Origin of the sequence: Streptomyces cynarae, assembly GCF_025642135.1 — a bacterium.
Taxonomy (GTDB): Bacteria; Actinomycetota; Actinomycetes; order Streptomycetales; family Streptomycetaceae; genus Streptomyces; species Streptomyces cynarae.
Genome location: NZ_CP106793.1, coordinates 1,724,443 through 1,746,815 on the forward strand (window position 1 = coordinate 1,724,443; position 22,373 = coordinate 1,746,815).

The 22,373-nt window shown below is 70.5% G+C and carries 19 protein-coding genes and 2 pseudogenes; 6 read left to right on the top strand and 15 right to left on the bottom strand.

The features are described from left to right. Positions 1–78 precede the first annotated feature (78 nt). From N8I84_RS08135 to N8I84_RS08195, 13 genes and pseudogenes are all read right to left on the bottom strand, one after another. Positions 79–937, bottom strand: a pseudogene (locus tag N8I84_RS08135) (Pro-rich N-terminal domain-containing protein). 204 nt (positions 938–1,141) lie between these two features. Further along, on the bottom strand, positions 1,142–2,233 hold the full coding sequence (gene aroB, locus N8I84_RS08140; protein ID WP_263228916.1) for a 3-dehydroquinate synthase: 1,092 nt from the start codon (positions 2,231–2,233) through the stop codon (positions 1,142–1,144). Further along, positions 2,230–2,712, bottom strand: coding sequence for a shikimate kinase (locus N8I84_RS08145; RefSeq protein ID WP_263234697.1), 483 nt, complete (start codon positions 2,710–2,712; stop codon positions 2,230–2,232). The genes aroB and N8I84_RS08145 overlap by 4 nt, the downstream gene beginning before the upstream one ends. A gap of 32 nt (positions 2,713–2,744) precedes the next feature. Continuing rightward, positions 2,745–3,929, bottom strand: a complete 1,185-nt coding sequence (gene aroC, locus N8I84_RS08150; RefSeq protein WP_263228917.1) for a chorismate synthase — start codon at positions 3,927–3,929, stop codon at positions 2,745–2,747. Between the two features lie 168 nt (positions 3,930–4,097). Further along, positions 4,098–4,933: pseudogene (locus N8I84_RS08155) on the bottom strand (shikimate dehydrogenase). A 5-nt stretch (positions 4,934–4,938) separates the two neighbouring features. Continuing rightward, entirely contained in the window at positions 4,939–6,747 is a 1,809-nt protein-coding gene (gene mltG, locus N8I84_RS08160; protein WP_263228918.1) for an endolytic transglycosylase MltG, read from the bottom strand. 123 nt (positions 6,748–6,870) lie between these two features. After that, on the bottom strand, positions 6,871–7,335 hold the full coding sequence (gene ruvX, locus N8I84_RS08165) for a Holliday junction resolvase RuvX (protein WP_263234698.1): 465 nt from the start codon (positions 7,333–7,335) through the stop codon (positions 6,871–6,873). A 27-nt stretch (positions 7,336–7,362) separates the two neighbouring features. Next, on the bottom strand, positions 7,363–10,035 hold the full coding sequence (gene alaS / locus N8I84_RS08170; RefSeq protein ID WP_263228919.1) for an alanine--tRNA ligase: 2,673 nt from the start codon (positions 10,033–10,035) through the stop codon (positions 7,363–7,365). Next, a complete protein-coding gene (locus N8I84_RS08175; protein WP_263228920.1) occupies positions 10,035–10,385 on the bottom strand; it encodes a hypothetical protein in 351 nt (116 codons plus the stop codon). Before N8I84_RS08175 ends, alaS begins: the two co-directional genes overlap by 1 nt. 3 nt (positions 10,386–10,388) lie before the next feature. After that, positions 10,389–10,859, bottom strand: coding sequence for a DUF948 domain-containing protein (locus N8I84_RS08180; RefSeq protein WP_200421200.1), 471 nt, complete (start codon positions 10,857–10,859; stop codon positions 10,389–10,391). A gap of 176 nt (positions 10,860–11,035) precedes the next feature. After that, positions 11,036–11,650 carry a 30S ribosomal protein S4 gene (gene rpsD, locus N8I84_RS08185; protein WP_263228921.1) on the bottom strand — a complete coding sequence of 205 codons (615 nt, stop codon included), beginning with the start codon at positions 11,648–11,650 and terminating at the stop codon, positions 11,036–11,038. Positions 11,651–11,987: 337 nt separating this feature from the next. Continuing rightward, the gene (locus N8I84_RS08190; protein WP_263228922.1) at positions 11,988–13,343 is read right to left on the bottom strand and encodes a replication-associated recombination protein A; all 1,356 of its coding nucleotides are present in this window, start codon (positions 13,341–13,343) and stop codon (positions 11,988–11,990) included. Positions 13,344–13,390: 47 nt separating this feature from the next. Further along, on the bottom strand, positions 13,391–14,047 hold the full coding sequence (locus N8I84_RS08195; RefSeq protein ID WP_263228923.1) for a vitamin K epoxide reductase family protein: 657 nt from the start codon (positions 14,045–14,047) through the stop codon (positions 13,391–13,393). 142 nt (positions 14,048–14,189) lie between these two features. Between N8I84_RS08195 and N8I84_RS08200 the strand changes: the two genes are divergently transcribed. The 4 genes from N8I84_RS08200 to N8I84_RS08215 are packed head-to-tail and all read left to right on the top strand — an operon-like array spanning position 14,190 to position 17,726. Further along, the gene (locus tag N8I84_RS08200; protein WP_263228924.1) at positions 14,190–15,056 is read left to right on the top strand and encodes an ABC transporter ATP-binding protein; all 867 of its coding nucleotides are present in this window, start codon (positions 14,190–14,192) and stop codon (positions 15,054–15,056) included. Continuing rightward, positions 15,053–15,898: an ABC transporter permease gene (locus N8I84_RS08205; protein WP_263228925.1), complete on the top strand. Its 846-nt coding sequence runs from the start codon at positions 15,053–15,055 to the stop codon at positions 15,896–15,898. Before N8I84_RS08200 ends, N8I84_RS08205 begins: the two co-directional genes overlap by 4 nt. Then, complete coding sequence (locus tag N8I84_RS08210) at positions 15,895–17,106, top strand: sensor histidine kinase (RefSeq protein ID WP_263228926.1); 1,212 nt, start codon at positions 15,895–15,897, stop codon at positions 17,104–17,106. The genes N8I84_RS08205 and N8I84_RS08210 overlap by 4 nt, the downstream gene beginning before the upstream one ends. Then, complete coding sequence (locus N8I84_RS08215) at positions 17,103–17,726, top strand: response regulator (RefSeq protein WP_263228927.1); 624 nt, start codon at positions 17,103–17,105, stop codon at positions 17,724–17,726. Before N8I84_RS08210 ends, N8I84_RS08215 begins: the two co-directional genes overlap by 4 nt. Positions 17,727–18,003: 277 nt before the next feature. On the opposite strand, the gene hisS is transcribed toward N8I84_RS08215, so the two are convergent. Together hisS and N8I84_RS08225 are read right to left on the bottom strand one after the other, a co-directional pair. Continuing rightward, entirely contained in the window at positions 18,004–19,266 is a 1,263-nt protein-coding gene (gene hisS, locus N8I84_RS08220) for a histidine--tRNA ligase (RefSeq protein WP_263228928.1), read from the bottom strand. 13 nt (positions 19,267–19,279) lie between these two features. Further along, on the bottom strand, positions 19,280–19,987 hold the full coding sequence (locus N8I84_RS08225; RefSeq protein WP_263228929.1) for an MBL fold metallo-hydrolase: 708 nt from the start codon (positions 19,985–19,987) through the stop codon (positions 19,280–19,282). A 167-nt stretch (positions 19,988–20,154) separates the two neighbouring features. Here N8I84_RS08225 and N8I84_RS08230 point away from each other — a divergent pair, with 167 nt between their 5' ends. Then, on the top strand, positions 20,155–20,994 hold the full coding sequence (locus N8I84_RS08230) for a peptidylprolyl isomerase (protein ID WP_263228930.1): 840 nt from the start codon (positions 20,155–20,157) through the stop codon (positions 20,992–20,994). Between the two features lie 135 nt (positions 20,995–21,129). Then, complete coding sequence (locus N8I84_RS08235) at positions 21,130–22,359, top strand: DUF349 domain-containing protein (protein ID WP_263228931.1); 1,230 nt, start codon at positions 21,130–21,132, stop codon at positions 22,357–22,359. Positions 22,360–22,373: the final 14 nt, after the last annotated feature.

Below are 22,373 nucleotides of genomic sequence, written 5' to 3' on the forward strand. Positions count from 1 at the left end.
GAATATCGCCGGTTCAGAGGGCCGGACGGGCGGCGGGGACGACGCTCCGTGGACGGGGACGTCTGCCGCGTTACCGCGTCACCACTTCGGCGGGCTCGCGATGGCGCGGGCCAGTACCTCGTCCAGGACGCGGGCAGTGCCCTCCACATCGAGCTGGGAGTTGTCGATGATCGGGAGGCCGGAGCCGTACCAGCCGGCCATGCGGCCGTGGATACGGGCCACCTCCTCGTCGGTGAGCCGGCGGTTGCCCGTGCGCTCCGCGTTGCGCTCCAGGACGATCTCCAGTCCGGGAAGCAGGACGACCGGCAGGAGTCCGGGACCCACATGCCGTTTCCAGCCACCGAGGCCGACCACCGGGCGGTCCGGGAAGACGGCGTCGTCGAGGATGCACGAGATGCCGTTGGCCAGGAAGTTGCGGGCCGCGAAGCCGCAGGTGCGGCGGGCGAGACGGTACTGCGCCTCCGAGTTGTCGTTCCACCCCGACTGCGGGTCGGCGAAGCCCGAGCGGACCCATTCGCGGACGTCGTCCAGGCTGATGTGGGCGGTGGGGACCCGGCGGTGGTCGGCCCAGTACTTGGCGACGCTGGTCTTGCCGGCGCCCGCGGGGCCGATGAGCAGCACGGCGAGTGTGGCGGACGCGGGGTCGGGCGCGCGGCGGCGGGGGTGCGCTCGGCACACCGACCGGGGCGCCCGGGGGAGCCGCATCTGCCCGGTGGGGTCCGGCGGCGGGACGGGAGTGTGCTGTGGCGGCCGGTGGGCGGGGGTGCTCCGGGGGCACCGGTTGCGCCGTGAAGCCCGGCGTGGGCGTGGTCCGCGGTGCGGGGCCCGGGTGGGCGCCCGGCTGTCCCGGGTGGTGTGCGGCCGGTGACCAGGTGGTCGCCGGGCCGTGCCCCGGCTGGTGGGGCGGCGGCAGCGGAGCTCCCACTGCGTGCTGCATCCGGTGGCCACTCCGTCTCGTGTTGGGGCTCGCAGGCGTTCGACACTGGCAGCGGGGGTGACCCCCGCTCCCCACCGAACGGTACCGTCCCCGGCCGCTGTTGTGTGAACGGCCGGGAGCGGCCCGAAGTGCCCATCCCCGCAGGCGAATCGGGGCAACCGGTCCCGAGGGGAACGAGTCGCCGCCGCCCGGGACCGGATGGAGCTACTGCCCGACTTCGCCGTACGCGGCGAGCAGAACCGCGGGGTCGGGGCCTTCCAGCACGGTGGGCTTGGCCAGGCCGTCCAGGACGATGAAGCGCAACAGGTCGCCGCGGGACTTCTTGTCGACCTTCATCGTCTCCAGCAGCTTGGGCCACTGGTCGTAGCGGTAGTGCAGCGGCAGCCCCACCGCCTCGAGGATCGTGCGGTGCCGGTCGGCGGTCGCGTCGTCCAACCGGCCCGCCAGACGTCCGAGTTCGGCAGCGAAGTGCATGCCGACGGCGACGGCGGCGCCGTGGCGCCACTTGTACCGCTCGTTCTTCTCGATCGCGTGGCCGAGCGTGTGCCCGTAGTTGAGGATCTCCCTCAGGCCCGACTCCTTCAGGTCCGAGGAGACGACCTCCGCCTTGACCCGGATGGACCGCTCGATCAGCTCCGCGGTGTGCGGCCCGGCGGGGGTGCGGGCGGCCTGCGGGTCCGCCTCGATCAGCTCCAGGATCACCGGGTCGGCGATGAAACCGGCCTTGATGACCTCGGCGAGCCCGGAGACGTAGTCGTTGACCGGCAGGGACTCCAGCGCCGCCAGGTCGCACAGCACACCGGCGGGCGGGTGGAAGGCGCCGACCAGGTTCTTGCCCTCGGCGGTGTTGATGCCGGTCTTGCCGCCGACCGCCGCGTCCACCATCGCCAGGACGGTGGTCGGGATCGCGATCCAGCGCACCCCGCGCAGCCAGGTCGCGGCAACGAAACCGGCCAGGTCGGTGGTCGCTCCGCCGCCGACGCCCACGATGACGTCGGTGCGGGTGAAACCGGACTGGCCCAGCGCCTTCCAGCAGTAGGCGGCGACCTCGGCGGTCTTGGCCTCCTCCGCGTTGGGCACCTGGATGGCCACGGTCTCATAGCCCTGCTCGGCCAGGTCGCCGCGCAGCGCCTCGCCCGTCTCGGCCAGCGCCTCGGGGTGGATCACCGCGACCCGCTTGGCCTTGTGCCCGATCAACCCGGCCAGCTCGCCCAGGAGTCGGCGGCCGACCAGGACCTCGTAGGGGTCGGTGCCCGCCGTGCCGCCGACCTGGATCCGGGTGACTGCCTCGCTCATGCTTCTTTCCACTCCAGTGCGTCAAGGACCGCTTGGGCGACTTCTTCGGGGCTGCGCCCGTCGGTGGCCACGACGGCCGTCGCGACCTCCTCGTACAGGTGACGACGGGCCTCCATCAGCTCCCGCCACTGCCGGCGCGGGTTGACCGCCAGCAGCGGACGGGCCGTGTTCAGCCCGGTTCGCTTGACCGCCTCCTCGACGTCCATCGAGAGGTAGACGACACGGTGCGAGGCGAGCAGCGCGCGGGTCTCGTCGTCGAGGATCGCTCCGCCACCCAGGGCGAGGACGCCGTCGTGCCCGGACAGGGCCTTGTGGACCGCCGCCTTCTCCAGAGCGCGGAAGGCCGGCTCCCCCTCGTCCACGAAGATGTCGGCGATGGACCGGCCCTGCTCGGACACGATGTCCTGGTCCGTGTCCCGGTAGCCGACACCCAGCCGCTCGGCCAGCAACTGCCCCACCGTGGACTTGCCGACCCCCATCGGGCCGACCAGCACGACCACAGGCACGGCACTCACCGGATCGCCAGGGTGTCGAGGTAGCCCTGCACGTTACGGCGGGTCTCGGCGACGCTGTCGCCGCCGAACTTCTCCGCCACGGCGTCAGCCAGGACCAGGGCGACCATCGCCTCGGCGACGATGCCGGCCGCCGGGACCGCGCACACGTCCGAGCGCTGGTGGTGGGCCTGCGCCGGCTCACCGGTGGAGACGTCCACCGTCTGCAACGCCCGCGGCACCGTCGCGATCGGCTTCATCGCGGCGCGGACCCGCAGCAGTTCACCCGTGGACAGACCACCCTCGGTCCCGCCGGAGCGGCCCGTGGCACGCTTGATGCCCTCGGGGGTGGTGACGATCTCGTCGTGCGCCTTCGAGCCCGGCACGCGCGCCAGCTCGAACCCGTCACCGACCTCGACGCCCTTGATCGCCTGGATGCCCATCAGCGCGGCCGCGAGCCGCGCGTCCAGGCGCCGGTCCCAGTGCACGTGAGACCCGAGCCCCACCGGGACGCCGTACGCCAGGACCTCGACCACTCCGCCGAGGGTGTCGCCGTCCTTGTGCGCCTGGTCGATCTCCGCGACCATCGCCTTCGACGTGTCCGCGTCCAGGCACCGCACCGGATCCGCGTCCAGCTTCTCGACGTCGGCGGGGGTCGGGTAGACGCCGTAGGGGGCCTTGGCGCTCGCCAACTCGACGACGTGCGAGACGACCTCGATACCGGCGGTCTCCTTCAGGTACGAGCGGGCCACCGCACCCAGCGCCACGCGGGCCGCCGTCTCGCGGGCCGAGGCGCGCTCCAGGATCGGCCGGGCCTCGTCGAACCCGTACTTCTGCATCCCCGCCAGGTCCGCGTGCCCCGGACGCGGCCGGGTCAACGGAGCGTTACGCGCCAGCCCCGCCAGCACCTCCGGGTCCACCGGGTCGGCCGACATGACCTGTTCCCACTTGGGCCACTCGGTGTTGCCGACCATGATCGCCACCGGGGAGCCCAGGGTGAGACCGTGCCGGACACCGCCCAGGAACGTGACCTCGTCGCGCTCGAACTTCATCCGCGCACCGCGTCCATAGCCCAGCCGCCGCCTCGCCAAGTGGTCCGCCACCATCTCGGTGGTGATCGGCACGCCGGCGGGAAGGCCCTCCAGCGTCGCGACAAGTGCGGGACCATGGGACTCCCCCGCGGTCAGCCAGCGCAACCTGCTCAACGATGCTCCTCAGTGCTCGCGCCCTGGTACTGCCCTGCGTACGCGCGTCCTCGCGTACGGCGACGGCGCGACCGGGTGCGCGGCCCTGTCCCGCCACCTCCGATCCTCCCACGTCCGGCGGCGTGACCGGCCCCGGGTCCATCAGGCGGACGGGCCGGGGGCCGTCTTCTACCGGGCCGCCAGGGCGTGCTCCCCCGCCTTTCGCATGGCGTCCAGGGGGGCCGGGGCACGGCCCGTCATCTGTTCGACTTGGAGGACGGCCTGGTGCACCAGCAGGTCGAGGCCGCTGACGACGGCACCGCCGTAGGCGGACCAGCGTGCCGCGAGGGCCGTGGGCCAGGGGTCGTAGAGCACGTCGAACAGGGTCGCCGGGCGCTCCGGGACGGCGGCGGCCAGCGCGTCCGTCGTCCCGGCAGGTGTGGTGGCGACGACCAGCGGCGCGCGCAGCGCCGGTCGGCGTCCGCCCAGTCGGCGGTGCGGATGTCGACGTCGAGCCGCTCGCCCCACTGCCGCATCTCCGCGGCCCGGGCCTCGCTGCGGACGTAGGCGACCACGGGACCGATGCATATCCGGGCCAGCGCGGCCAGCGCGGAGGAGGCGGTGGCGCCCGCGCCGAGGATCGCGGCGGAGTCGACCTGCTCGATGCCGCGCTCCCGCAGGGCGGCGACCATGCCGGGGATGTCGGTGTTGTCTCCGACGCGCCGTCCGTCCTCGGTGAACACGACGGTGTTCACGGCCTCCACCGAGGCCGCCGTGTCGCTGACCGAGTCGAGCAGGGGGATGACGGCCCGCTTGAGCGGCATGGTCAGCGACAGACCCGCCCACTCGGGTCCGAGGTCCGCGAGGAAACCGGGCAACGCCTGTTCGTCCACCTCGAACCGGTCGTAGGACCAGTCCTTCAGCCCCAGCTCCTGGTAGGCGGCGCGGTGCAGCACCGGGGAGAGGGAGTGGGCGATCGGGGAGCCGAGGACGGCGGCCCGGCGCTTGCCGGCGGTGCCCGTCATGAGCCTTACTGACCCTTCTTCTGCTCTTGCAGGTACTTCTCGCGGTTGCGGTTCTGCTCCTCGTTCGTCTCGGCGAAGAGCGTCTCGTTCTCGTTGATCGAGACGAAGTAGTACCAGTTGCCCTTGGCCGGGTTGAGGGCGGCCTTGATCGCGACCTCCCCGGGGTTGTCGATCGGCCCGGGCGGCAGGCCCTTGATCTTGTAGGTGTTGTACGGGTCGTCGATCTGCCGCAGAGCGTTCACGGAACCGGTGTCGAGCTTCGACTGGCCGCGCAGGTAGTTGACCGTGGAGTCGAAGTCGAGCAGGCCGTAGGTCTCGGTGTTGTTCGGCTTGAGCCGGTTGTAGACGACCGTCGCGACCTTCTCGAAGTCGTGCTTGTACTTGCCCTCGGCCTGCACGAGGCTCGCGACCGTGAGGACCTGAAGCGGGTTCTGCAGGTCGAGGCTCTTGGCCTTGGCCTGGATGCCCAACTCGGCGTACTTCTCCTTGGCCGTGTCGACCATCTGCTTCAGGACGTCCTCGGGCTTCATGCCCTTGGAGACCGGATAGGCGGAGGGGTAGAGGAAGCCCTCCAGCGGGTCCTTGATCTCCTTGCTGCTGTTGGCCCAGTCGGGCAGGCCGAAGGTCGACCACTCCTTCTTGGCGACGCCCTGGGTGGTTCCCGGTTTCAGCTGGAGCCGCTGGTCGATCGCCGCGTAGATCTTGGTGTTGCGCCACCCCTCGGCGATGATCAGGTTGTTCTTGCTCTTCGGGCTGAGCATCAGCTGCACGGCGGCGGCCGCGGACATGTGCATGTTCAGCGTGTACGTGCCCGCCTGGATGCTCTTGCCGTTGGGGTTCTGCTCCTGTGCCGCGACGAACGCGTCGACGCTCTTGACGACACCGGCCTGTTTCAGCACCCGGCCGATGGTGTAACCGCCCGCACCCTTCGGAATGGTGACCGTGACCTGTTCGCCGTCGCCCTCGCCCACGTAGTCGGGCGCCGCGCCGAAACGATTTTGGTAGAACTGGTACCCGAAATATCCGACTGTGCCGACACCGCCGCCGAGGACCAGTACGACCACCAGGCAGGCGCATCCGTTGCGGCGCTTCTTGCCCTTGGGGGTCTTGCCGCCGCGTCCCCGCCGGTCGCCGCGGCCACGCCGGCCGTCCGGCTCGTCGCCGTCGTCGTCCTCGTCGTCGTCCGCGAAGAAGGCGTGCTCGCCCTCCTGGGGGTCGGGGTCCCAGTCGGTCTTCGGTTCCGGCTCGGCACGCCGCCGGTTCGGCGGCTCCGGCGGCGGATACGCGTCGGGCGTCTGGTAGAAGTCGGGCTGCTCGCCGCCGTACGCACCGGGCTGGGCGCCGTAGGGGTCCGCCGGGTCGGGGGCGTACGGCACATGGGCCTGCCCGCCGCCGTCCCAGCCGCCGTTGCCGTAGTCCTGCTCTCCCTGACCGGGGTACTGCTGCCCGTGCTGCCCCTGCCGACCCGGGTACTGCGGCTGGTGCTGCTGTCCCTGCCCGCCCGGGTACTGCTGCTCGTACTGCGCCTGGGCGCCGTACCGCTGTCCGTCCGGATGATGTCCGGGCTGCTGGTACTGCTGGTCCGCGTACTGCTGCTGCGCGTACTGCTGGTAGTCCTGGTGCCCCTGGTCGTGCGTGCCCTGGCGGCCGCCTCCCCAGTCGCCGTAGTGCTGCTGCGGCTGCTCCGGGTGGTGCTGGCCGCCGTGAGGGGACGGGGCGGCGTGGCCCTCGTGTCCTGCCCATCCGTCGTCCCCGTACAACGGGTCCTCCGGATGCCACGGTGTGGAGCCTGGGCCCCGGCCATACTCAGTCATCGATCCCCTAGAGCCGCGAGGCTTCAGGTTGCGCGGCGCTGTGACCCGGCTCCCGTCCCGCCTCTCTCTGTGCGGTGGCTGTTCGAACACCATCGCATCGCGCGGAACGTTACCGTATCGCGATCAGATGACCACTTCGACGCCTTCGCCAGGAGATTTCCCTGACACCCGTTCGGATTCCAGCGCCTGCTGCAGGATGATGACGGCGGCCGCCTGGTCGATCACCGAGCGGCCCTTCTTTGATTTCACGCCGGAGGCCCGCAGCCCCTGACTGGCCGTCACCGTGGTCATGCGCTCGTCCACCAGCCTGACCGGAACCGGTGCGATCATGCGCGCCAACTCCTGTGCGAAACCACGGACCTTGACCGCCGCCGGGCCCTCGCCCCCTTTGAGGGAGCGAGGGAGTCCGACGACGACCTCGATCGGCTCGTACTCCTCGACGAGCTGCTTCAGTCGCCGCTGGGCGGCCGGGATGTCCCGCCCCGGGACCGTTTCCACCGGGGTGGCGAGGATCCCGTCGGGGTCGCAGGAGGCGACCCCGATCCGGGCGTCACCGACGTCGATCGCGAGTCGGCGTCCTCTTCTCATTGTCACGACCGTTTCTTGACCGGTTCTTTACTTGGCGGTCTCGGCGACCAGGCGCTCCACGGCGTCGACAGCCTCGCCGACGGCGGCCGGGTTCTGACCGCCGCCCTGGGCGACGTCCGGCTTGCCGCCCCCGCCGCCGCCGAGGGTCTTGGCGGCGGTGCGGACCAGGTCACCGGCCCTCAGGCCGCGCTCACGGGCGGCCTCGTTGGTGGCGATGACCGTGAGCGGCTTGCCGTTGTTGACGGTGAACAGGGCGACCACGGCGGCCCGGCCGCCCTGGATGCGGCCACGCACGTCGAGGACCAGCTTGCGCAGGTCGTCGGGCGTGGTGCCGTCCGGCACCTGACCGGTGACGACGGCGACGCCGTGGACGTCCTTGGCCGACTCGGCGAGGCCCGCGGCGGCCTGGAGCACCTTCTCGGCGCGGAACTTCTCGATCTCCTTCTCGGCGTCCTTCAGCCGGGCGAGCATGCCGGAGATCTTCTCGGGCAGCTCCTCCGGGCGGCCCTTGAGCAGCTCGGTCAGCTGGTTGACGACCGTGTGCTCGCGGGCGAGGAAGTTGTAGGCGTCTACGCCGACCAGGGCCTCGATACGGCGCACACCGGAGCCGATCGAGGACTCGCCGAGCAGCTTCACCAGGCCCAGCTGGGCGGTGTTGTGCACGTGGGTGCCGCCGCACAGCTCCTTGGAGAAGTCGCCGATGGTCACGACGCGGACGCGCTCGCCGTACTTTTCGCCGAACTCGGCGATGGCGCCCTGCTTCTTGGCCTCGTCGATGCCCATGATCTCGGCGTGCACGTCGAGGTCGCGGGCCAGCACCTCGTTGATCTTCTGCTCGACGTCGGTCATCACGACCGTCGGCACGGCCGACGGGGAGCCGAAGTCGAAGCGGAAGCGGCCTGGCTGGTTCTCGGAACCGGCCTGGGCGGCCGTCGGACCGAGGGCGTCGCGCAGGGCCTGGTGGGTGAGGTGGGTGGCCGAGTGGGCGCGGGCGATGGCCTTGCGGCGACGGGTGTCGATGGTGGCGTGGGCCTTGGCTCCGACGGTGACCTCGCCGACCTGGACGACGCCCTTGTGGACGTAGACGCCCGGGACCGGCTTCTGGCAGTCGCGGACCTCGATGACGGCACCGGAGTCGGCCTTGATGCGGCCGGTGTCGCCGATCTGGCCGCCGCCCTCGGCGTAGAACGGGGTGCGGTCGAGGACGATCTCGACCTCGTCGCCCTCGGTGGCGGCAGGGGAGGACACGCCGTCGACCAGGATGCCGACGATCGTGGACTCGCCCTCCGTGTCGGTGTAGCCGATGAAGTCGGTCTCGCCGGCGGTGTCGGCGATCTCGCGGTAGGCGCCGAGGTCGGCGTGGCCGGTCTTCTTGGCCTGGGCGTCGGCCTTGGCGCGCTCCCGCTGCTCCTTCATCAGGCGGCGGAAGCCGTCCTCGTCCACGGACAGGCCCTGCTCGGCGGCCATCTCCAGGGTGAGGTCGATCGGGAAGCCCCAGGTGTCGTGGAGCAGGAAGGCCTTGTCACCGGGCAGCACGGCCGAACCGGCGGCCTTGGTCTCGGCGACGGCGGTGTCCAGGACGTTCGTGCCGGCGTTGAGCGTCTTGAGGAAGCGGGACTCCTCGGCGAGGGCGACCTTCTCGATGCGCTCCCGGTCGGTGACGAGCTCGGGGTACTGCTGGCCCATCATCTCGATCACGGTGTCGAGGAGCTCCTTGACGACCGGACCGGTGGCGCCGAGCAGGCGCATGTTGCGGATGGCGCGGCGCATGATGCGGCGCAGGACATAGCCGCGGCCCTCGTTGCCGGGGGTGACGCCGTCGCCGATCAGCATGGTGGCGGTGCGCATGTGGTCGGTGACCACGCGCAGCGAGACGTCCGAGTCGTGGGCGTCGCCGTAACGGACACCGGTCAGCTCGGTGGCCTTCTCGATCACGGCCATGGAGGTGTCGATCTCGTACATGTTCTGCACGCCCTGCAGAATCATGGCGAGCCGCTCGAGGCCGAGGCCGGTGTCGATGTTCTTGCTCGGCAGGTCCCCGAGGATCTCGAAGTTGTCCTTGCCGGTGCCCTCGCCGCGCTCGTACTGCATGAAGACGAGGTTCCAGATCTCCACGTACCGCTCGTCGTTGACGGCGGGGCCGCCCTCGACGCCGAACTCGGGGCCGCGGTCGTAGTTGATCTCGGAGCAGGGGCCGCACGGGCCGGGCACGCCCATGGACCAGAAGTTGTCCTTCATGCCCAGGCGCTGGATGCGCTCGGCGGGGACGCCCACGACGTCGCGCCAGATCTGCTCGGCCTCGTCGTCGTCCTTGTAGACGGTGATCCACAGCCGGTCGGGCTCGAGGCCGAAACCGCCCTTGTCCTGGGGCGCGGTGAGCAGCTCCCAGGCGAGCTTGATGGCGCCTTCCTTGAAGTAGTCGCCGAAGGAGAAGTTGCCGCACATCTGGAAGAACGTGCCGTGCCGCGTGGTCTTGCCGACCTCTTCGATGTCGGGCGTGCGCACGCACTTCTGCACGCTGGTGGCGCGCGGGTAGGGCGGCTTGACCTCGCCCAGGAAGTAGGGCTTGAAGGGCACCATGCCGGCCGGGACGAGCAGCAGAGTCGGGTCGTCCGCGATGAGCGACGCCGAAGGGACGACGGTGTGACCGCGCTCCTCGAAGAAGCTCAACCAGCGGCGGCGGATCTCAGCCGACTCCATCAGTGGTCCTCATTCCGGTTGTACGAGTACGTCGTGGTCTCGACGTGCTTCGGGCTGTTGCGGTTCTCGATGGCGGTGTACCGCCGGGGTCCGGGGAGTTCGGGCTCGACGGCGGCGTTCAGACCGAGCGCGTCGCCGAGTTCGGCCTCCCGCCGGTTCATGTTGTCGCGGACGTCGAGGGCGAATTCCACCGCGCGGTCCTTGAGCCGGTGGCCGGCTTCGATCGCCTTGTTTGCCGCTGTCGCGGCCAGGCTCTCAGGGGTCAGCTGCTTCAGCTTGCGATTGACCTTGGTGGTGGCCCACACACCGGCGGCGACGCCTGTGGTGAACCAGAACGTACGGCGGAACATTCGCTAGTCCTTCTTCCGCTTCGCCCGTCGTGGGGACGGGACGGTGCGGCCCACGATCACGGTACGTCGGGGGGCCTTGGCAGGCACGTCCTCCCGGCGGCCGGCGATCGCCCGGCGTACGCCGTAGCCGAAGGCCGCGACCTTGACCAGGGGGCCGCCGAAGGTCGACGCGACGGTTGTCGACAGTGCGGACGCGTTGGAGGTGACCTCCTGGACGTCCGACGCGATGGCGTCGACCCGGTCGATCTGGGTCTGTGCGGAGCGCACCGCGGCGGAGGCGTCGGAGAGCAGCGGGACGGCCTGGTCGGTCACGTCCGCCACCAGCTTGGTGGTCGCCTTGAGCGTCTGGGCCAGCCTCGCCAGCGCCACGGCGAGGAAGGAGACCAGGATCGCCCAGAAGACGGCCACCAGGATCCCGGCCACTTCTCCACCGGACACTGTCGTGCACCCGCTCCCTGGAACGTGCCTGAACATCGAAAAGTCGGTTCCCCGAGCCTATCGCGCCCTGGCGGCCGCTCCGTACCGGATTAGGGGCTGCGGCCGGCGGGCTCGAGGGGAGCCGATGTGCGAAAGCCCGCCGTCTTCCCGCCCCGAGGGGCGGGAAGACGGCGGGCTCTGCGGGTGGGAGTGTTACGTCCGCCGGAAGGTGATCAGCGGGCGTAGTACTCGACGACGAGCTGCTCGTCGCAGATCACCGGGATCTCCTTGCGGTTCGGGTCGCGGTCCAGGCGGAACGCCAGGGCCTTGAGGTTCACCTGGAGGTAGCGCGGGGTCTCGCCGTCGGGGGCGAAGCCACCCTCGCGGGCGACCTGGAAGAGCGCCTTCTCACGGCTGCGCTCGCGGACCATCACGACGTCGTCGGGACGGACGCGGTACGACGGCTTGTCGACCTTGTGACCGTTGACCTCGATGTGGCCGTGGACGACCATCTGGCGGGCCTGGTAGATCGTGCGGGCGATGCCCGAACGCAGGACCAGCGCGTCGAGACGGCGCTCGAGCTCGATGATCAGGGCCTCACCGGTCTTGCCCTGGACCTTGGAGGCACGCTCGTAGGCGCGGACGAGCTGGCGCTCGGACACGTCGTACTGCGCGCGCAGACGCTGCTTCTCGAGCAGACGGACCTTGTAGTCCGAGTTCTGCTTGCGGCCGCGACCGTGCTCACCCGGCGGGTAGGGGCGGGCCTCGAAGTACTTGACGGCCTTCGGGGTCAGCGCGATACCGAGGGCACGCGACTTCTTGACCTTGGGGCGGGACTGGTTCGCCATGAACCAAACACCTCGTGTTTCTGTGTGTAATCGGCTTCACCAGGGTTAGGGGAGGTCGCATCCGCAGCCGGGGAATCCCTGCGGGTCCGCGTGGGACCTGCCGGGCAGCCGCTCCCCTGGTCTGGGCACATACGTGCAGCACGCGAGTGGCCCACCGACCGCTCCCGGGCTCCGGGTGGTGGTGGGCTACGCGACACCGTTCGACGGTGCGCGACGCTCCTGGATCCCCGTGCCGTACGGCGGTGGGGTTCCGGCTGGATGTCCCGCTCTGGTGGTGCCGGACCCTTTTGAGGTGCCGAACACGGGACGCAGCGCTTCAGGTAAGTCTACAGGCCGCCTAGGACTGCCTGCGACCGAGGTGCTTGCGGGTCCACTCCACGGCGTCCGCGTACCGCGCCTCGGCGCCGTGCCGGGTCGGGGTGTAGTACTCGCGGTCCGTGAGGGCGTCCGGGGCGTACTGCTGGGCGGCGATGCCCTCGGGCAGGTCGTGCGGGTAGACGTATCCCTGGGCGTGGCCGAGCTTGGCGGCGCCCTTGTAGTGGCCGTCGCGCAGATGCGGCGGCACGGGTCCGGCCAGTCCCTTGCGGACGTCCTCCAGGGCCGCGCCTATCGCCATGGTCGCCGCGTTCGACTTCGGAGCCAGGGCCAGGGCGATGGTGGCGTGGCTGAGGGTGAGCGCGGCCTCCGGGAAGCCGATCATGGCGACGGCCTGGGCGGCGGCGACGGCGAGCGGCAGCGCGTTCGGATCGGCGAGGCCGATGTCCTCGCTGGCGGAGATCATCAGGCGGCGGGCGATGAAGCGGGGGTCCTCCCCCGCCTCGATCATCCGGGCCAGGTAGTGCAGGGCCGCGTCCACGTCGGAGCCGCGGATGGACTTGATGAGGGCGCTGGCCACGTCGTAGTGCTGGTCGCCGTCGCGGTCGTACTTGACGGCGGCCCGGTCGACGGTCTCCTCCAGCGTCGTGAGACCGATCTCCGTCTCGCCCTTGTCCAGGGCGGCTCCGGCGGCGGCCTCCAGGGCGGTCAGGGCGCGCCGGGCGTCGCCGCCGGCGATCCGCAGCAGGTGGTTCTCCGCGTCCTCGGGGAGCGTGACGGCGCCCTTGAGGCCGCGCTCGTCGGTCAGGGCCCGGCGGATCAGGCCGCGGACGTCGTCGTCCGTGAGCGGTTCGAGGGTGAGCAGGAGGGAGCGGGACAGCAACGGGGAGATCACCGAGAAGTACGGATTCTCGGTGGTCGCCGCGATCAGGGTCACCCAGCGGTTCTCGACGGCGGGGAGCAGGGAGTCCTGCTGGGCCTTGCTGAAGCGGTGGATCTCGTCCAGGAACAGGACGGTCTCCTTGCCGAAGCCTCCGCTCGCGCGGCGGGCGCCGTCGATGACCGCGCGGACCTCCTTCACGCCCGCGGTGATCGCCGACAGCTCCACGAACCGCTTGTTGGTGGCCTTGGAGACGACGTACGCCAGTGTCGTCTTGCCGGTGCCGGGCGGGCCCCACAGGATCACCGAGGAGGGCCCGGCGGGGCCGCCGCCGCCCTCGCCGACCAGTCTGCGCAGCGGGGACCCCGGCTTGAGCAGGTGCTGCTGGCCCACCACCTCGTCGAGGGTGCGCGGGCGCATGCGGACGGCCAGGGGACTGGCGCTCGGGTCCTTCTCCTGGCGTTCTTCTGCAGCGGCGGTGAACAGATCGGGCTCCACGAGGGAAACCCTAAGTCACGGCACCGACAACGCCCTGGGCCCGGGGCTCAGGCCCAGAGCTGGCTGCCCCACCGGGTCAGGATCAGCATGGCGATGACGCCGCAGTGCGTGACCGGCAGAACCCACGTGAACTCGCCGAGGAAGTTCTTCACCGGGCGCGGGGCGGGCAGGAAGTCGTTGCGGACGTTGAACGAGGTGACGTACCAGAACATGGTGATCGTGGCGACCCAGGCCAGCGAGCACCACAGGCACAGCGCGTTGATCCGGTACAGCGACTCGAACTGCAGCCAGGTGACGAAGCCCACGCCGAACAGCGTGCCGAAGTTGAAGGTCAGCCAGTACCAGCGGGGGAAGCGGGCGCGGGCGAGCAGGCTCATGCCGACGCAGATGACGATGCCGTAGCAGACGAGGCCCAGCATCGGGTTGGGGAAGCCGAAGACGGCGGCCTGCTTGCTCTCCATCACGCTGCCGCAGGACACGATCGGGTTGATGCTGCAGCTGGGGGTGAACGTCTTGCCGCTCACCTTGCCCTCGAGGATCTTGAACTTGTCGATCGTGATGACCCACGCGGCGAGCAGACCGGCCGCACCGGTGATCACCAGCAGCAGGCCGAAGGCGCGGCTGCCGCCCACTGTGCCGGGCGTGTGCGTACTTGCCGGCTCGGTGGATCCGGTGGAGACGTCCTTGACTGTCGTCTTGCTCATCACGCCGCTTCCGATGCTCGAGAGGTGGACCTGCGGGGTTGGGGTCATTGTGCCGCACGCGCGCGTGTGTCCACCGTTCGATGGACATAAGGAAGTACGCACGATGGTCCCGGAGCGTTCGGTTCCGGCCGACGCTCGCCCTATGACCACACACGCGAACGGACTCGCGGTGGACGTACGGGGGCTGCGCAAGCAGTACGGGGACGTGACCGCGGTCGACGGAATCGATCTGAGGATCCGGCGGGGAGAGGTGTTCGGCCTGCTCGGGCCCAACGGTGCGGGCAAGACCACCACCGTGGAGATCCTCCAGGGCAACCGCGGCCGGGACGGCGGCGAGGTGTCCGTGCTCGGGCTGGACCCGGCGCGGGGCACGCGCGCGTGGCGCTCGAAAGTGGGAATCGTCTGGCAGGACGAATCGGCGCCCGCGGAGTTGACGGTCCGGGAGACGGTACGGCACTTCGCGCGCTACTACCCGCGACCGCGCGACCCGGAGCAGGTCCTCGAACTGGTGGGTCTCGAGGGGAAGGCGAACAGCCGGATCAAGGCGCTCTCCGGCGGCCAGCGCCGCCGCCTCGACGTGGCCCTCGGTGTGATCGGCGACCCCGAGCTGCTGCTCCTGGACGAGCCGACGACCGGTTTCGACCCGGCGGCCCGGCGCCAGTTCTGGGAGCTGATCCGTCTGCTCGCCGACGAGGGCACGACCATCCTGCTCACCACGCACTACCTGGAGGAGGCGGAGGCCCTGGCGCACCGGTTGGCGGTCGTCGCCCGGGGCCGGGTGGTCGCCGAGGGCACCGCGACCGCACTGCGGGACCGTTTCGGCAGCGAAGCCGTCGTCGACTGGACCGAGGCGGACGGCACCCGGCGCCGCGAGCGCACCGACACGCCGACCCGGACGGTCGCCGAGCTGGCCAGGCGCTTCGACGGTGAGATCCCGGGGCTGCGGGTCGGCCGCCCCACCTTGGAGGACGTGTACCTGCGCCTCACCGGACAGGAGGACGCGCGATGACCACGACCGCCGTACGACCCCGGACCGGGACCACCGCCGAGCGGCTGCCCGGGGCCTGGACCCTCGGGCTGCACCGGGGTGTGCTGGAGATCAGGCAGTTCTTCCGGCAGCGCGACCAGGTGGTGTTCACCTTCGCCTTCCCGGTCGTCTTCCTGTTCCTGTTCGCGTCGATCTTCCACGACGACGTGGGCGTCAGGGGACTCACCGCCTCCCAGCTGTACGTGCCCGCGATGATGGCCTCGGGGATCATGTCGACGAGCTTCCAGTCCCTGGGGATCTCGATCGCGGTGGAGCGCGACGAGAAGGTGCTGCGCCGGCTGCGCGGAACGCCGATGCCGCCGGCGGCGTACTTCCTGGGGAAGATCTGGCTGGTCCTGTTCACCGGCGTCCTGGAGACGGCGATCCTGCTGCTCGTCGGCACCACGCTGTACGACGTGGACCTCCCGTCGGACCCCGGCAGGTGGCTCGACTTCGGCTGGATCTTCGTGCTCGGGCTGACGGCGTGCGCACTGCTCGGCATCGCGATCAGCTCGGTACCGAAGTCCGGCAAGAGCGCCAGCTCCGTGGTCGTCCTGCCGTTCCTGGTACTGCAGTTCGTCTCCGGGGTGTACATCTCCATCGCCGCCATCCCGCACTGGATGCTGAACATCGGTGCCCTGTTCCCGCTGAAGTGGCTGTGCCAGGGGTTGCGGGGTGTGTTCCTGCCCGATTCGGCGCGGGTCCTGGAAGAGGCGGGGAGCTGGGAGTTCGGGCGGATCGCCCTGGTGCTCGGGGCCTGGTGCATCGGAGGATTGGCGCTGTGTCTGCTGACCTTCCGGTGGAAGAGCCGGCGCGACGGATGACGGAACCGCGCCGGGCGCCGGACGCGCACGCGTGGGACCGTTCGATCGGGTTGTGGGACGCGTACTTCGCGCTCGCCTGGACGGCCACCCTGGCGTTCGTGTGCGCCGCGGACCATCCGGGGTGGCCCGCGCGTGCCGTGGCGGCCGGGCTGCTGGTGGCACTCGTGCCCTGGTACGTCATCCTGGGACGCGAGCTGCTCCAGGAGGACCCGCCCGACGAGCGGCGGGCCCTTGTGTACCTCGGCGGGGCGATGGCGCTGTTCCTGCCGTCGGCGATCCTGGCCGACGGGATGCGGTTGGTGTCGTTCGCGCTGATCCCGCAGTGCTTCATGACGCTGCGGACGCGCTGGGCTCTGACCGCGGTGACGGTGATCAATCTGGTGCCGCTGGTGGGCTGGGCGTTGCTGTGGCACCCCAGTGGCAAGGACCTCTTCTCCAGTTCCCTCTTCGCCGCGGTCACCCTGGTGTTCTCGGTGGTCATCGGCGGCTGGATCATCCGGATCATCGAGCAGAGCTGGGAGCGGGCCGAGCTGATCGCGGAACTGGAGGCCAGTCGGCACGAGGTCTCCCGGCTCTCGGCGGCGCACGGGGCGCTCGCCGAGCGGGAGCGGCTCTCCCGAGAGATCCACGACACGCTCGCGCAGGGGTTCACCAGCCTGCTGATGCTGGTGCAGGCGGTGGAGGCCGAGCTGGAGCACGACGTACCGCGGGCCCGGCGCCATCTGGCGCTGATGGCCGAGACGGCCCGGCAGAACCTCGCCGAGGCGCGGGCGCTCGTGGCCGGTGGCACGCCGGCCGACCTGGAGGGGTCCTCGCTGCCGGACGCGTTGCGGCGGCTGGCGGCGCGGCACGACGCGGAGGTGGAGGTCACGGGGCCGGTGCGGGCACTGCCGGCCGGGCCGGAGGTGGTGGTACTGCGGTCGTGCCAGGAGGCGCTGGCCAACGCCCGTAAGCACGCGAGCAGTTCCGCCTCCGTGTCGATAGCGCTGACGTACGCCGACGAGACGCTGACCCTGTCCGTCAGGGACGACGGCTGCGGTTTCGACCCGTCCGCGCCGACCGGGGGCTACGGTCTGAGCGGACTGCGGGCGCGGGCCGCCGAGGTGGGCGGCACGGCCGAGGTCCGCAGCGCGCCGGGCGAGGGCACGATCGTGAGGGTGCGGCTGCCCGTCCTGCCCGTGCCGCCTGTTCTCGGGGGTGCTTCATGATCCGGATCGTCCTCGCCGACGACCATCCCGTCGTACGGGAAGGGCTGCGCGCGATGCTCAGCGCGGAGCCCGACCTCGAGGTGGTCGCGGACGCGTCGAGCGGGCCGCAGGCGGAGGCGCTGGCGGCCGAACTCTCTCCGGACATCGTGCTGATGGACCTGCGGATGCCGGGCGGCGGGGGCGCGGACTCGATCGAGCGGATGGCGGAGGCCGGGCTGCCCTGCCGGGTGATCGTGCTGACGACGTACGAGACGGACCGGGACATCCTGCGGGCGGTGGAGGCGGGGGCGGCGGGCTATCTGCTGAAGGATCTGCCGCGGGGTGAACTGGCGGAGGCGGTCCGTGCCGCGGCGCGCGGCGAGACGGTTCTGGCGCCGTCGGTTGCGGCCCGCCTCGTGGACCGGTTGCGGGCCAGACCGGAGCGGCCGCGGCTGTCGGAACGGGAGACGGCGGTGTTGCGGCTGGTGGCGGAGGGATGCACGAACGCGGAGATCGGGCGGCGGTTGTTCATCGGGGAGTCGACGGTGAAGACGCACCTGCTGCGGGTGTTCGGGAAGCTGGGGGTGGATGATCGGACCGCGGCGGTGACGTGTGCGATGCGGCACGGCTTGCTCGACTGAGAGGTTCCGCCCCTGCCGCCCCTACCCGCCCCACCTCCCCACCGGGGGCTCCGCCCCTGGACTCCCGGCGGGAAGCACCCCTCGCGGGGCTCCGCCCCCTGGTCCCCGCTGTGGCTTCGCCCCAGTCCCCGTCCGGCACTCCCCCGCTCGAAGAGCCTGGGCGAGCTTGACGACGAGGCCGTGAGGCCGCCGGCGGGGGTCCCGGGGCGCAGCCCCCGGGGACGGGAAGGGTAGGGGCTGCGGGGGCGAGACCACACGGCCCCCGCCCCCGGAAGGGTCAGCCCAGGCGGGACTCCAGTTCCGCCACGATCTCGTTCACGCCGACCGCCACCTGCTCCCCGGACTCCATGTCCTTCAGCTGCACCACGCCCTCCGCAAGATCGCGCTCACCGGCGACGATCGTGAAGCGGGCACCACTGCGGTTGGCGTTCTTCATCGCGCCCTTCAGCCCCTTGCCGCCGTACGCGAAGTCCGCCGCGACACCGAGCTTGCGCAGCTCCGTGACCTTCGCGAACAGCACGCGGCGGGCCTCCTCGCCCAGCGGGACCGCGAACACGCTGGTGCTGGCCGGGAGTTGCAGCTCGACCCCCTCCGCCTCCAGCGCCAGCACCGTACGGTCGACGCCCAGCGCCCAGCCCACCGACGGCAGCGCGGGGCCGCCGATCATCTCGGACAGGCCGTCGTAGCGGCCTCCGCCGCCCACCGCGGACTGCGAGCCCAGGCCGTCGTGCACGAACTCGAACGTCGTCCGGGTGTAGTAGTCCAGGCCGCGCACCAGCTTGGGGTCGTCCTCGAAGGCCACTCCCGCCGCGGTGATCAGCTCGCGGACCTCCTCGTGGTACGCCTTGCACGCGTCACACAGGTAGTCCCGCAGCAGCGGCGCGCCGTCCAGCTGCTTCTGGACGGACTCCCGCTTGTCGTCGAGAACCCGCAGCGGGTTGATGTCGATGCGGCGCCGCGTGTCCTCGTCCAGGTCCAGGCCGCGCAGGAAGTCCTGGAGCGCGGAGCGGTACACCGGGCGGCATTCCTTGTCGCCCAGCGAGTTGAGCAGGATGCGGAAGTTCCTCAGGCCCAGGGAGCGGTACGCCTGGTCCGCCAGGATGATCAGTTCGGCGTCGAGGGCCGGGTCCTCGGCGCCGATCGCCTCCGCGCCCACCTGCGAGAAGTGGCGGTAGCGGCCCTTCTGCGGACGCTCGTAACGGTAGTACGAGCCCGAGTACCAGAGCTTGACCGGCAGGTTGCCCGCCTTGTGCAGGTTGGCCTCGAGGGCGGCGCGCAGCACGGACGCCGTGCCCTCGGGGCGCAGGGCCAGCTTGTCGCCGCCCTTCGTCTCGAAGGCGTACATCTCCTTCGTCACGATGTCCGTGGACTCGCCCACGCCGCGCGCGAACAGTTCCACGTTCTCGAAGCCCGGCGTCTCGATGTAGCCGTAGCCGGAGTTGCGCAGCGGAGCCGCGATCGCCTCGCGGACGGCCAGGTACTTGGCGGAGTCCGGCGGGATCAGGTCGTACGTGCCCTTGGGGGCCTTGAAGGTGCTCACGGAAGGTCTCTCGTCACATTCCTCGTCGGGGAGCCTCCTGGGCTCCCTGGCCGGCGGCCACCTGCCGCAGATACGGGTTGGTGGCGCGCTCCCGGCCGATGGTCGTCTGGGGGCCGTGGCCGGACAGCACCACGGTCGAGTCGTCGAGCGGCAGGCACACGCGGGCCAGCGAGTCGAACATCTCGGCCATGTCACCGCCGGGCAGGTCGGTGCGTCCGATGGAGCCGGCGAACAGCAGGTCGCCCGAGAAGAGGATCGGCGGGATGTCCGCCGCCTCGGGCAGGCCGAAGGTCACCGACCCCTTGGTATGGCCCGGCGCGTGCGCGACGGACAGCTCCAGACCGGCCAGCCGCAGGGTCGTACCGTCGGTCAGCTCCTTGACGTCGTCCGGCTCCCCCACGGTCAGCTCACCCATCAGCGGCATACCGATGGAACGCCCGAGGGCCTTCTCCGGGTCGCTCATCATGTACCGGTCGTCGGGGTGGATCCACGCCGGTACGTCGTGCGCGCCGCACACCGGGACGACCGAGGCCACGTGATCGATGTGGCCGTGGGTGAGGACGACCGCCACGGGCTTGAGCCGATGCTTCTCGAGCGCGTCCTCGACTCCCTGGGCGGCCTGGTGGCCGGGGTCGATGATCACGCACTCCTCACCCGCGGCGGGGGCGACCAGGTAACAGTTGGTCCCCCAGGCCCCGGCGGGGAACCCGGCAATCAGCACGATCGTCCTTCGTTGTGTCGTACGGGCGTCACTGGCTGTGGGTCAGAGCCTACCGGCGCTGCCGATTCCTCAGCGAACCCATATACGGTACGGGGCACACGCATGCGGTCGGCACACCAGACGCACGCGTACCGGTCGGCGGACGAGACGCATGAGGAGAAAACCCCGTGGTCAGCCAGGAACAGCGGCGGCGACAGCTCGCCCGGGAGAAGTTCTTGCGGCAGCAGCAGCGGCGTACGGAGGCGCGGCGCAAGGCGCGGATGCGCAATTCGGTCATCGCGTCGGTGCTCGGCGTGTTGCTGGTGGGCAGCGTGGTGTCGTACACGGCCGGGGTCTTCAAGGGCGACGACAAGAAGGCGAACGCGGGCGCGGAGGTGTCCCCGAGCGCCTCGGCGCCCAGCAAGGCGCCGGACCCCTGTGCGAAGCCGGCCCCGGGCAAGGCCAAGTCGCTGAGCTGGAAGAAGGAGCCGGCGATGACCATCGACACGTCGGCGAAGTACACGATGAAGCTGGCGACCACGTGCGGTGACATCGGCATCGCGCTGAAGACGGCCGCGGCCCCCCACACCGTGAACTCGTTCAACTTCCTCGCAGGCCAGGGCTTCTTCGACCACACCAAGTGCCACCGGCTCACCACCAACGGCATCTACGTGCTGCAGTGCGGCGACCCGAAGGGCAACGGCACCGGCGGTCCCGGCTACACCATCCCGGACGAGAACCTGAAGGACAAAAGCCTGAAGGGGAACGTGTACCCGGCGGGCACCGTGGCCATGGCCAACCAGTACGACGCCTCGACCAACCAGGGTCGCAACACCGGCGGCAGCCAGTTCTTCCTCGTCTACCAGGACAGTCAGTTGCCGCCCAACTACACCCCGTTCGGCACCATCGACGCCGCCGGCATGAAGGTGCTGAAGAAAATCGCCGCCGCCAGCGAAAGCACCGGCCAGGGTGACGGAGCGCCGAACGCGACCGTCGTGATCAACAAGGCGACGGTGACGAAATCCTGAACGTCAACAGCTCAATTTCGGTCGCGCGGGATGCGGACAGCCGCCCCGCCGGTCGCCTATGTTGGCCGTGACGAAACTGTGGACGATGCTCGGGGGCGCTGAGGCTCCCCGCAGGCATCATGTGGAGGAGGCGCTGTGAGCAGCGACCCGTGGGGCCGCGTCGACGAGACGGGGACCGTGTACGTGCGGACGGCCGATGGCGAGAAGGTCGTCGGTTCCTGGCAGGCCGGCTCCCCCGAGGAGGCGCTGGCCTACTTCGAGCGCAAGTACGAGGGCCTGGTGGTCGAGATCGGCCTCCTCGAGAAGCGAGTGAAGACCACCGACCTGTCGGCGAAGGACGCCATGGCCGCCATCGACCACCTGCGGGAGCAGGTGGACGCCCATCACGCGGTCGGCGACCTGGATGCGCTGCGCGCCCGCCTGGACAAGCTCGTGGAGATCGTCGAGGCGCGCCGTGAGGAGCGCAAGGCCCAGCGGGCACGGCAGTCCGACGAGGCCAGGCACGCCAAGGAGGTGCTGGTCGCGGAGGCGGAGCAGTTGGCGCAGTCCGACCAGTGGCGGGCTGCCGGTGAGCGGCTGCGGTCGCTGGTGGACACCTGGAAGGGGCTGCCGCGGCTCGACCGGAAGTCGGACGACGAGCTGTGGCACCGCTTCTCGCACGCGCGGTCGGCGTTCTCCAAGCGCCGCAAGGCGCACTTCGCGCAGCTGGACGCGCAGCGCGAGGAGGCCCGCAAGACCAAGGAGAGGCTGGTCGCCGAGGCCGAGGCACTGTCGGGTTCGACGGACTGGGGGCCGACGGCTGCGCGCTACCGCGAGCTGATGGCCGAGTGGAAGGCCGCCGGCCGTGCGCAGCGGGAGCACGAGGACGACCTGTGGAACCGGTTCCGCAGTGCCCAGGACGTGTTCTTCGCGGCGCGCAGCTCGGTCTTCGCGGAGCGGGACGCCGAGCAGGCCGAGAACCTCAAGCTGAAGGAGGAACTGGCCGAGGAGGCGGAGAAGCTGCTGCCGATCACGGACCTGAAGGCCGCGCGGGCCGCCTTCCGCTCGATCAACGAGCGCTGGGAGGCCATCGGGCACGTGCCGCGGGACGCGCGGGGGCGGGTCGAGGGCCGGATGCACACGGTCGACCGGGCCATCCAGGAGGCCGAGGAGGCCGAGTGGCGGCGTACGAACCCCGAGGCGCGGGCGCGCGCGGAGGGCCTGACCGGTCAGTTGCAGGCGGCTGTGGACAAGCTGCGGACGCAGATCGAGCAGGCCCGGTCGGCGGGCAACACCGCGAAGGCCGAGAAGCTGGAGAAGGAGCTGGAGGGCCGCCAGGCGCTCCTGGACCAGGCCCTGAAGGGTCTGCAGGAGTTCGGCGGCTGACAGCCGGCTGAGAA